General features: G+C 35.1%; 9 protein-coding genes. 6 read left to right on the top strand and 3 right to left on the bottom strand.

The window, feature by feature from the left end:
• The first annotated feature begins 13 nt into the window (after positions 1-13).
• Complete coding sequence (locus tag ABW637_RS03290) at positions 14-970, top strand: PorP/SprF family type IX secretion system membrane protein (protein WP_367583206.1); 957 nt, start codon at positions 14-16, stop codon at positions 968-970.
• Between the two features lie 75 nt (positions 971-1,045).
• Here ABW637_RS03290 and ABW637_RS03285 read toward each other — a convergent pair whose 3' ends face one another.
• Entirely contained in the window at positions 1,046-1,444 is a 399-nt protein-coding gene (locus tag ABW637_RS03285) for a DoxX family protein (RefSeq protein WP_367583205.1), read from the bottom strand.
• A gap of 69 nt (positions 1,445-1,513) precedes the next feature.
• Positions 1,514-2,668, bottom strand: a complete 1,155-nt coding sequence (locus tag ABW637_RS03280; protein ID WP_367583204.1) for a DNA polymerase III subunit — start codon at positions 2,666-2,668, stop codon at positions 1,514-1,516.
• Positions 2,669-3,125: 457 nt separating this feature from the next.
• On the opposite strand from ABW637_RS03280, the gene ABW637_RS03275 reads away from it, so the two are divergent.
• From ABW637_RS03275 to ABW637_RS03260, 4 genes are all read left to right on the top strand, one after another.
• Positions 3,126-4,313 (top strand): phosphoglycerate kinase, encoded by a 1,188-nt coding sequence (locus ABW637_RS03275; protein ID WP_367583203.1) that lies wholly within the window; start codon positions 3,126-3,128, stop codon positions 4,311-4,313.
• A 212-nt stretch (positions 4,314-4,525) separates the two neighbouring features.
• Entirely contained in the window at positions 4,526-6,133 is a 1,608-nt protein-coding gene (locus tag ABW637_RS03270; RefSeq protein WP_367583202.1) for a lytic transglycosylase domain-containing protein, read from the top strand.
• A gap of 17 nt (positions 6,134-6,150) precedes the next feature.
• A complete protein-coding gene (locus ABW637_RS03265; RefSeq protein WP_367583201.1) occupies positions 6,151-7,140 on the top strand; it encodes a DUF4837 family protein in 990 nt (329 codons plus the stop codon).
• A 436-nt stretch (positions 7,141-7,576) separates the two neighbouring features.
• Entirely contained in the window at positions 7,577-9,703 is a 2,127-nt protein-coding gene (locus ABW637_RS03260; protein WP_367583200.1) for a Tex family protein, read from the top strand.
• A gap of 436 nt (positions 9,704-10,139) precedes the next feature.
• Here the strand turns inward: ABW637_RS03260 and ABW637_RS03255 are convergent, their stop codons facing one another.
• On the bottom strand, positions 10,140-10,328 hold the full coding sequence (locus ABW637_RS03255) for a twin-arginine translocase TatA/TatE family subunit (RefSeq protein WP_367583199.1): 189 nt from the start codon (positions 10,326-10,328) through the stop codon (positions 10,140-10,142).
• A 203-nt stretch (positions 10,329-10,531) separates the two neighbouring features.
• On the opposite strand from ABW637_RS03255, the gene ABW637_RS03250 reads away from it, so the two are divergent.
• Positions 10,532-11,404 (top strand): M23 family metallopeptidase, encoded by an 873-nt coding sequence (locus ABW637_RS03250; protein ID WP_367583198.1) that lies wholly within the window; start codon positions 10,532-10,534, stop codon positions 11,402-11,404.
• Position 11,405 lies beyond the last annotated feature (1 nt).

Genomic DNA, 11,405 nt, shown 5'->3' with positions numbered 1-11,405 from the left:
TTTTAAATGTTAGATGAAGAAATATATTATCATATTTAGTCTATTTGCAAGCTATTGCACTTTTGCACAAGAGTTTTTTGCTCCTGTACAAAACCAGTATATTGCAGATAACCCATATTTAATATCCTCTGCATATGCAGGTGTAGGAGATTGTTGGCAGGTTAGAGCTTCTGGTTTTGAGCAATGGGTAAGTATTGAAGATTCACCAGGTACTCAATCATTATCTATAGATGGTAGAATATCTGACCGCTCTGGAGTAGGAGCTATATTATTTAATGACCAGAATGGATTTACTACCCAAAGAGGAATACAGTTGTCTTTTGCTCACCATTTAACATTGAGCGAATATAACAATCAGTATTTATCATTTGGTATTAGTTATAAATTTACCCAATTTGGTATTGATACTTCAGAGTTTAATAATGGTGATCCTGATAATCCATTTAACCCTGGATTAGCAGACATAAGTGTTAATGATTCTAACTTTGATATTGCACTTCTATATCGTATCGGAAGATTCTTTTTAAGTGCTAATGCTGTAAACTTATTACAGAAGCAGATAGATGACTTTAACCCTACAGAACCATCTCAGATACAAAATTATTATTTATATACTGGGTATACTTTTTATCACAGATTTAGTGATATTGAAGTAGAACCTTCTATTTTGTATCAAAACTTTGCAGGAGATGGGCGTTCAACTACAGATATTAACCTAAAAGTGCGAAAAATGCACCGAGGGGATTATTATTGGGCAGGAATAAGCGTAAGATCGTTGGTGGATCAAGACTTTAAACCTCTTTCTGTATCTCCTATGATAGGAATTAAAAAATCTAACTTTTATGTAGCGTATGGGTACCAGGTTAATGTAAACGAGGTATTAGAACCAAGTACAGCGGCAGGGTCTCATATGATTACTTTAGGATTAGACTTTGGTTGTCGACAGAGTAAATGTGGATGTACATACTAAGAGTAAGTATAGAATATATAAAACAAAAAGAGCTTCTAATACAGAAGCTCTTTTTGTTTTTACCTTTCCCTTCGGCTATAAGGTAATCACGTACAATCCAAATATAGCCACAATAAAGTAACAGGTGATCGTTAAAGCACCTTGATAGTCTTTAGCCACTCTTTGTCCAAAAAGAAGCATTAAGAGCGTTAAACATGCTAAAAACATCCCTATAATTGCGTAATAGGTTGTACCATCTATAATCAATTGATAAATACCCATAATACAGCAAATAGCCGTTACGATCTCTATAATTAAAATAATAGAAAGAAGAAGAGGAACCATTTTACCCATAAACGTTGTAGCAAAATGTTCTTTTAACCAACCAAGATTTCCTTCCCAATCTACTATTTTATCAATACCGGATTGTAAAAAAGTAATCAGTAAAAATAACAGAATAGTTATTGATACTATATGAGGCATAAAATTATCCATGTGCAATGGTTTTTAGTTTAGTGTATTAAATTAAATATAGTTAAGGCTTAAGAATCGACAAACTCTAAATTACTGACTTTTTTTATGAAGTAAGCGAGTAAGCTTTATAGAAAGGTCAGTAAGAATGATTTTGGCATTACCATTTCGTTCGATATGATAAGCCGCTTCCTGAAGCTCGTTGCAGATATCCATAATATTCGCACCATGAACAAAGGGAGCAAATTTTTCTAATTTAAAACCTGCAGTATTAGGTTCCAAAAACACCAAATCCTGTGCACCATAATTAAGCAACATAGCTTGTCTAAAAAAATCCAGGCAATATTTTAAGAATTTTTTTTGTGTTTCTCTTCCGGTACCTGCAATAGATTCGCTCCAGGTGATTAAGTCGTTTACGGCAGATTTGTTTCCTTTTGCCTTAAAAGCAGTACGAACCCATTGTATAAACCAATCTTCGAACTGATCATCTCCACCATCATGATGTAATAAATGTAGTGCTTTGCTATAATCACCATTGGCTTGGTGTGCTATTTTTAAAGCCTCACTTTCCAATACGTTTTCATTTTTTAGAAGAGCATCTTTAATGACTTGTTCTCCTAAAGAAGGAAAATGTAAAGCCTGGCACCTCGACCTAATGGTTTGTATAAGACGCTCTTCATCTTCGGTAATGAGAATAAATATAGTTTTATCGGGTGGTTCTTCAATTAGTTTTAGAAGCTTATTAGAGGCTGCAATATTCATTTTATCTGCCATCCAGATAAGCATTACCTTATACCCGCCTTCATAACTTTTCAGCGAAAGCTTTTTTACAATTTCTAAGGCCTCATCTACGCCAATCTGCCCTTGCTTTTTTTCAATCCCCAAAGAAAGATACCAATCAAAAATACTTCCGTAAGGGTTTTCTTTTACAAAAGCCCTCCATTCTTCAGCAAACTGATCCGAAGTAGGATGTTTTTTTACCTTATCATTTACAGCCACGGGATACACAAAATGAAGATCAGGGTGGGCAAGATGATCAAACTTAACATTACAAGCAGAATTACCCGCGACATTCTCTCCATTTTGATTTTGACACAAAATATATTGCGCATAAGCAATCGCCATCGGCAACGTTCCACTTCCGTTAGGACCCACAAAAAGTTGTGCATGAGGTATTCTATTACGATCAGCACTAGTGGTTAAATAACTCTTAATATGTTTAAGGCCTAAAATTTCTGAAAAAAGCATGAACAAATATAAAAAGAAGTATGAGGTATGTGGTAGGATTTATAATTAACTTAAATTTCTAGTTATTCATTTATATCAGAATAATTGTTTCCTCTCCTCTTAGGAGAGGATTAAGGTGAGGGTTTTTCACATCAAAAACCCCTCATCCTAACCTTCTCCTCAAGGAGAAGGAACTTTCAAATATCAAATTAAACGAAACTAGAAATTTAAGTTGATTTGCACTATCATTTTTTTATCAAAAAAGTACTTTTTCTAAAAAATCAATAAAAGTGAAAAATTACTATCGTTTTCGTAGATTTTTTCTGCGCTTTCTCAATGTTTTTAACGAAATAGGATTATTTTCGTTTGCTCAATATCAATACAGCAACATGAAATTAGCCATTGTAATTAAATAAAGCCTTATTGGGCATTATTTTGGCGAATTCCATCTGACAATTGAAAAAAATAATAAGACCAGATGAAAACAATCAATGATTTTAATTTTGAAAATAAAAAAGCACTAATTCGAGTAGATTTTAATGTGCCCTTAAATGAAAAGTTTGAGGTAACAGATGATACAAGAATTCAAGCTGCAAAACCTACTATTATTAAAATTTTAGAAGACGGCGGAAGCGCAGTTTTAATGTCTCACCTTGGTCGACCAAAAGGTGTACAGGATGAGTTTTCTTTAAGGCATATCGAAAATGCAGTTGCTAATGTTCTAGGGGTTGAGGTAAAGTATGTAGCTAATTGTGTTGGGCAAGAAGCCGAAGATGCGGTTGCTGCTTTACAACCAGGAGAAGTTATTTTGTTAGAAAACTTAAGATTTCATCCTGCTGAGACAGCAGGAGATGTTGGTTTTGCAGAACAGTTATCCAAATTGGGAGATATTTATGTAAACGATGCTTTTGGTACGGCTCATAGAGCACATGCATCAACTACAATTGTTGCTCAGTTTTTTTCAGAGAAAAAATGCTTTGGTAGCTTGTTAGCAAAAGAAATAGAGAGTATTGATAAAGTTTTGCGTAGTGGAGAGAAACCTATTACCGCTGTTTTAGGAGGATCAAAAGTATCTTCAAAAATCACGATCATTGAAAACATTTTAGATAAAATAGACCATCTAATTGTCGGGGGAGGTATGACCTATACTTTTATTAAGGCTCAAGGTGGGCAAATAGGGGATTCTATCTGCGAGGATGACAAACAAGAATTGGCATTAGAGATTCTTAAAAAAGCTTCAGAAAAAGGAGTGCAAGTACATCTTCCGGTTGATGTGTTGGGAGCAGATGCTTTTGATAATAATGCAAATACTAAGGTAGTGCCCGTTAATGCCATTCCGGATGGATGGCAAGGATTAGATGCTGGCCCAGAAACCTTAACGAACTTTCATGAGGTGATTTTAAAATCAAAAACTATATTATGGAATGGACCTTTGGGTGTATTTGAAATGGAAAATTTTGCTAAAGGAACAATAGCTCTAGGACATTCTATTGCCGAGGCAACCGAAAATGGAGCCTTTTCTCTTGTGGGAGGTGGAGATTCGGTGGCTGCAGTTAAGCAGTTTGGTTTTGGAGATAAAGTAAGCTATGTTTCGACAGGAGGAGGAGCTATGTTAGAAAGCCTGGAAGGTAAAACACTACCAGGAATTGCAGCAATAGAAAAATAAAAGCAAACAAAGTTGTAAGAAAACCAACATTTTTTGTAAGAATTTTAAAAAACCGGTTCGTTTGACCGGTTTTTTTACGTTTTTAACACATTGATCTTTTGCATTTTAGAAAAAAAATGCGATTTTCGCTGCTGTACTGTTGATAACCTGTTAAAAACCGTGCAAATAGCCCCAAAATTTTCTTAGAATTAAAAAGTAAACGCATTTGTAACATGAACAAGTATTGCACATTATTTCTTTCTTTTCTGTTGGCTTCATTTTCATTGATGGGACAGAAAGCATACAACCCAAGTGAGACTAAAGAAAATTTAAGTAACAAAACACCAGAATTAACCCAAAATACTGTTCAGGTAGTCGACACCACAACAGTCATTAAAACCACGGGCGAATTGCAAGAAACCACAATAACATCTACAAGTGTAAAAGACACCACCCTTTATCTGGCGAATGATTATCCAAAGATGTCAAAATTAGATTCTCTTTGGAAACAAGAATTATACAACTCTTCGCTTTTTGATACGATACAAAAATCGATAGCAGAGTTAACCTATGAACCAGTAGAGTATATAGATTTACCTACCGATACCCTAAAAGCAAGGCTAAAAGAACTAAATGCCAGAACCCCTTTTAATGTAGAGTACAATCCGTCTTTAGAGAGTGTAATAAAAAATTATTTAAAAAACCGTCATGAGCATTTAGAGCGGTTAATGGCGCTTAGTAAATTTTATTTTCCATTGTTTGAGCAAGAATTAGACAATCAAAATATTCCGTTAGAGATAAAATACCTCGCCATCGTCGAATCGGCTTTAAAGCCAAGAGCAAAATCCAGAGTTGGAGCTACAGGATTATGGCAATTTATGTTCGGTACTGGTAAAATGTTCGGATTAGAGGTAAGTTCATATGTAGATGAGCGCATGGATCCGATTATGGCGACCAAAGCTGCTTGTCAATATCTATCTAATCTATATAAAGTATTTGGAGATTGGGATCTAGCTTTGGCATCCTATAATTCGGGACCCGGTAATGTGACTAAAGCGATTAGGCGTAGTGGTGGGCAAACAAATTATTGGAATATAAGACACAATCTTCCTAGAGAGACAGCGGGATACTTGCCAGCCTTTTTGGCTACAATGTATATTTTTGAATATGCAGATAAGCACAATTTTAAACCAAGAACACCAGAGTTTGCATACTTTGAAACCGATACCATACGAGTAAAGCAAATGATTACGCTCGATCAGGTTTCTGAATATATGAATATTGATATTGAAGAATTACAGTTCTTAAATCCTTCATATAAATTAGATATTATTCCATTTATCAAAGACGAAGACTATGTTTTGCGATTACCTCTCGATAAGATAGGACCTTTTGTAGCTAATGAAGACAAAGTGTATACTCTGGCTAAAGCCGAATTTGATAAACGAGAAAAACCACTTCCTAAGTATTTTGAAGCCAACGACAGAATTCGATATCGAGTACGTAGTGGTGATTTTTTAGGAAAAATTGCAAGAAGATATGGTGTTAGGGTGAGCAGTATAAAAAAATGGAATGGTTTACGAAGTAATAATCTTAGAATTGGGCAGCGCCTTACCATTTATCCTCGTAGACCTGTAGTGAATAAGCCACAAAGCACAAAACCGAAGGTATCAAAGGCAGTGGCAAGTACTTCAGAAATGTATACAGTGAAATCTGGGGACACGTTGTGGAGTATTTCACAAAAATTTAAAGGCGTTTCTGTCGAAAATCTTAAAATTTGGAACGATATTAGCGGTAGCGGTATAAAACCAGGTATGAAACTGAAGCTTTCTAAGTCATAACCGCAAATATTCGTTGTATGAAAAAACTATCACTAGCTATTATTGGCCTGTTTTGTATTCTTAGTTGTACAGAAACAAAAAAAGATAAGAGTCAAAAATTTCAGGGAGCCATGGCTCATTCTGTAGGTAAAATTAATGAGTTATCTGTTGTTATTGATAATGAAGTATGGAAAGGAAGTTTGGGAGATACGATTCGCAAATATTTTGGAGCCGAAGTGCCAGGATTACCCCAAGAAGAACCTTTGTTCTCAATGCGCCAGATGCCGGTAGCAGCATTTTCTGGTTTGGCACGAAAAAACAGAACCTTCCTTTGGATCAATAAAGGGAAAAACAACAACTTTACTCTTTTAGAGAACAAGTATGCCACACCACAATTGGGGGCAGTCTTTTCAGGAACCGAAAATGAGATCATTGCTTTCATAAAAGAAAATCATGAAACAATCGTTTCAAAATTTAAGCGTATAGAAACGAGGGAAAAACAAGCTCGAATAAAAAAATCTCTTGAGAAAATTCCGCAGTTAAAAGAAAAATTGGGTGTTAACATAAATATACCTTCGGCATATCGTGTAGCTATAGAAGAAGATAAGTTTTTTTGGATCCGAAAAGATATTCCTCACGGAAGCATGAATCTAATGGTCTATGAATTACCATTAGGCACTGTTTCAAAAGATTCTAATACTATTGGTAGTATTATTAAAATGAGAGATTCTATAGGTAAATTAAAGATTCCGGCTTCAGAAACAGGAACGGGTAAATTTATTACAGAAGAAGCCTATGCCCCCTATCTTTATGAAACAAAGTTAGATGGTAGATTTACCTTTGAGACTAAAGGAACCTGGGAGATAAAAGATAGATTTATGGCAGGACCTTTTGTAAATTATGTAATTGAGGACACTCCAAATAACAGATTGATGGTGTTAGAAGGTTTTGTGTTTGCCCCTTCGGTATATAAAAGAGATAACATGTTTGAACTCGAAGCAATTATCAAGACCATTAGGTTCGAATAATAGTATATTACTCGTTGTGAATTATGAAAGAAATGTTAAGAAAAAGCGTCAATTCGAGTAATTTTTCAGAATGAAATGGAGAAAAATTGTATCGAGAATAGCTTTTTGGATCCAAAATCCTATTCTTGATAGCTCTGCTGAGCCAGTCGAAGTACACATCTTCCTTCGGTCGAAGCACTCGAATTGACGAATTTTGAATGAAAAAAATCAAGATACAAACAGATCGTATATTACTCTTGCGATAGAAACAAATACCAAGTCTTATTTTTACCATTCTTGTATTTTGAGCTCTTATTTCAGAACAAACTTTGACCAGAATACATTCTTAATGAAGCTTGTAAGGTTATATGATGCAGAATTGTAGAAAACTTTTTGGTCTGGTATAAAATAATCTTTTCAAATTGGCATTATATTTAGCGATTCTAAAAGTAAATTTATGAATACCGTTTCCTATATCGCTAAACATCTTCCGATTTCAGAAAAACAAATAACCAAAACTGTTTCTTTGTTGGATGATGGGGCTACTATTCCATTTATTTCGAGATACCGTAAAGAGATGACAGGTGATCTCGACGAGGTAGCTATTGGTGAAATCGTAAAGTACAAATTGGCTTTTGAAGCCCTTCAAAAAAGAAAAGAAAGTGTTCTTTCGGCAATCAAAGAACAGGAAGCCTTAACCCCAGAACTGCAAAAGAAGATAGAAACTGCAGAAACTCTTACTCAGGTAGAGGATCTTTATTTACCATATAAGAAAAAGAGAAAAACAAAAGCTACTGCTGCAAGAGAGCAAGGTCTTGAGCCCCTGGCAAAGATCATCATACAGCAAAGAGAAGAAGAGGTACTTTTTGTGGCTTCGCAATACCTAAATGATACGATCCTAAACGAAGAGTTGGCGCTGCAAGGAGCCAGAGACATTATTGCAGAGTGGATTAATGAAGATGAAAAAATTAGAAAGAGATTGCGAAGATTATACGAGCGAAAAGCAACGATAGCTTCGGCAGTAATCAAAACCAAAAAAGACGATGACGAAGCCCAGAAATACCAACAGTATTTTGATTGGGATGAACCATTACACAAATGCCCTTCGCATCGATTATTAGCAATTTTAAGAGCAGAGAATGAAAAAATTGTAAGGGTTAAGATCACAGTTCCAGAAGGAGATGCGTTAGATATTATAGATGATGTAATGATCAAAACAAATATCGAAGCGTGTACAGATCATATGTTTTTAGCGATTTCTGATGCCTATAAACGATTACTATCGCCAGCAATTTCAACCGAAATATTAAATCAGGCAAAAGAAAAAGCCGATGACAATGCGATCAAAGTATTTGCGCAAAACTTAAAACAGCTTTTATTAGCTTCTCCTCTGGGTCAAAAAAGAGTACTGGCATTAGATCCTGGATTTAAATCGGGTTGTAAAGTGGTTTGTTTGGACAAACAAGGAGATCTTTTGCATAATGAGAATATATATCCACATCCACCACAACGAGAAACTACAGTAGCTATAAAAAAGATACGTTCTCTTGTAAATGCATATAAAATAGAAGCAATAGCCATAGGAAACGGAACCGCTGCCAGGGAAACTGAAGCTTTTATAAAGAAAATACCTTTTGAAAACCCTATCCAGGTGTTTATGGTAAACGAAAGTGGGGCGTCTGTATATTCGGCCTCTAAAATAGCTAGAGCCGAGTTTCCGAACTATGATGTAACAGTGCGCGGCGCAGTTTCTATTGGTAGACGATTGGCCGACCCCTTAGCCGAACTGGTGAAAATCGACCCAAAGTCGATAGGAGTAGGGCAATATCAACACGATGTAGATCAGTCCAAGCTTAGAAATGAATTAGATACAGTAGTGATGAGTTGTGTAAATAGTGTGGGGATTAACGTAAATACAGCAAGTGTACCTTTGTTAAGTTATGTTTCTGGTATTGGAGAAAAGCTAGCCGAAAACATTGTAGCATACAGATCAGAAAATGGAGCGTTACAATCTCGTGAAGAACTTAAAAAAGTACCAAGACTAGGAGGTAAAGCATATGAACAAGCGGCAGCATTTCTTAGAATTACTAGCCCTAAAAACCCATTAGATAATTCGGCAGTACATCCAGAACGATATACGTTGGTTTCTGCGATGGCAAAAGATGCAGGTGTTCCTCTTCATGAATTGATAGGAAACAAAGAGGCCATAAAAAAGATCAAACTACAAAGCTATATTACAGATGAGGTTGGACTTCCTACGTTAACCGATATTGTTAAGGAATTAGAAAAACCAGGAGTGGATCCAAGAAAAAAAGTTACTGTTTTCGAATTCGACCCTAATGTGAAAACTATAGCAGATATAAAATCTGGTATGAAACTACCAGGAATCGTAAACAACATTACAAATTTTGGTTGTTTTGTGGATATAGGAGTGAAAGAAAGCGGACTGATCCATATCTCAAAACTGGCAAATGAATATATAAGTGATGTAAATGCCGTGGTTCAATTACATCAACATCTCATGGTTACAGTACTAGATGTTGATCTAAACAGAAAGAGAATCCAACTATCACTTATAGATTAGATATTTCATAATCTTTATAAACTCCTCGCCTTTTTTAGGCGGGGAGATACTAAAGATGTAAGTAGAAATAAAAATGAGTAGCAGATCAGCAATGTTATTGCTGAGAATGGTAGTCATACATAGCTTTTTAATTAAAAGGGATTAACTTTTGCATGATGATACATTAGATTTAACACCTAAAATGGCATTAAACTGCTTGACTTCACGTTTATGAAATTGAAAGAATTTACGTAGAAAAAAAACGAATCTATTTTTCGGCTGTTTCATGGCTATATGATTTTAGTTATACTGTATAAGTATAGCTAAGTATCAAAATATCACACCTATTTATGATTTTTTTATTTTAAAGAAGTAGTGACCTATGTTTTAGATGTAGATGTAACAAAAAACCCAACTCATACGAGTTGGGTTTGATTTATACATTTGATTACAAAAATTACTTTTTCTCATCAATTTTAGGATCCTCTTCTTCTTTCGATGCATCCTTAAATTCTTTTATACCGCTACCAAGGCCTCTCATTAATTCGGGGATTTTCTTTCCTCCAAATAAAAGCAATACAATGGCTACAATTAAGGCAATTTGCCATGGGCCAATCATTCCTAAAAATATACTTAATGACATCATGATCTAAACTATTAGAGTGCAAAGTTAGTAAGAATAATGTTAATACCATTTTTAAACTGTTAAAAACAAGTGTGGGCAATGTTATTTTTTGATTATTCAAACGATTTATTAATCGTTTGCGTTATATTCTTTAATTACAAGAATATGTATATTTGCGATTAATATACTTTTTTTGATATCATTTATGGTATACGATGTAATCTATGGCTAAAAAGAAAAAAGAACAAAAGAGAATTGCCAGAAAGCTGCTTAATAAGTATCGTTTGGTTATCCTTAATGAAGATACTTTTGAAGAGAGAATATCCTTTAAGCTAAACAGGCTTAATGTTTTCGTATTGGTTACAATCACTTCGATAGTTTTGGTAGCAGGAACCACCTTTTTAATTGCTTTTACCCCATTAAGGGAATATATCCCGGGATACTCTTCGACATCACTAAATCTGAAAGCAACTCAATTAGTTGCGACTACGGATTCGTTAGAGTCCAGAATTACCATAAATCAAGAATATTATAAGTCGATTAAAAAAGTACTTACGGGAGATGTTAAAACAGTAGAATTTGATATTGATTCTGCCGTACAGGCCCAAAAAATCAATCCCGAAGAGATAGATTTGGCGCCTTCTGAGCAGGACATTCAACTTAGAGAAGAAGTATCCAAAGAAGACAAGTACAGTTTGTTCGAAAGCGAAAAATCAAGTACAGATTTCTCACTATTTCCACCCGTAAAAGGAAGCATTACTTCTGGATATAGTGTAAATGAGAAACACTACGGTATAGATGTTGCCGTTCCTAAAGATACACCAGTAAAGGCCGCTTCTTCGGGCACGGTAATTTTTGCCGAATGGACTGCAGAAACCGGCCACGTAATCATAGTTAAGCACAATAACAACCTTCTTACAGTGTATAAACATAATGCATCTCTTGCAAAACAGCAGGGAGAACAGGTAAAATCTGGAGAAGTAATTGCCACTGCTGGTTCTACAGGAGAACTATCTACAGGGCCCCATTTACATTTTGAGTTATGGAGAGATGGATATCCTACAGACCCATCTAACTTTATTGATTTTGAACAATAAT

Origin of the sequence: Aquimarina penaris, assembly GCF_040786285.1 — a bacterium.
Lineage (GTDB): Bacteria > Bacteroidota > Bacteroidia > Flavobacteriales > Flavobacteriaceae > Aquimarina.
Note: the sequence above shows the minus strand (reverse complement) of the source record. Positions and strands in the feature narration are given on the sequence as shown.

Excerpts from the sequence above, each read along its gene's own strand:
- ABW637_RS03270 (WP_367583202.1), top strand. The coding sequence starts at position 4,526 with ATGAACAAGTATTGCACATTATTTCTTTCTTTTCTGTTGGCTTCATTT.
- ABW637_RS03285 (WP_367583205.1), bottom strand. The coding sequence starts at position 1,444 with ATGGATAATTTTATGCCTCATATAGTATCAATAACTATTCTGTTATTT.
- ABW637_RS03290 (WP_367583206.1), top strand. The coding sequence starts at position 14 with ATGAAGAAATATATTATCATATTTAGTCTATTTGCAAGCTATTGCACT.
- ABW637_RS03265 (WP_367583201.1), top strand. The coding sequence starts at position 6,151 with ATGAAAAAACTATCACTAGCTATTATTGGCCTGTTTTGTATTCTTAGT.
- ABW637_RS03260 (WP_367583200.1), top strand. The coding sequence starts at position 7,577 with ATGAATACCGTTTCCTATATCGCTAAACATCTTCCGATTTCAGAAAAA.
- ABW637_RS03255 (WP_367583199.1), bottom strand. The coding sequence starts at position 10,328 with ATGATGTCATTAAGTATATTTTTAGGAATGATTGGCCCATGGCAAATT.
- ABW637_RS03275 (WP_367583203.1), top strand. The coding sequence starts at position 3,126 with ATGAAAACAATCAATGATTTTAATTTTGAAAATAAAAAAGCACTAATT.
- ABW637_RS03280 (WP_367583204.1), bottom strand. The coding sequence starts at position 2,668 with ATGCTTTTTTCAGAAATTTTAGGCCTTAAACATATTAAGAGTTATTTA.
- ABW637_RS03250 (WP_367583198.1), top strand. The coding sequence starts at position 10,532 with ATGGCTAAAAAGAAAAAAGAACAAAAGAGAATTGCCAGAAAGCTGCTT.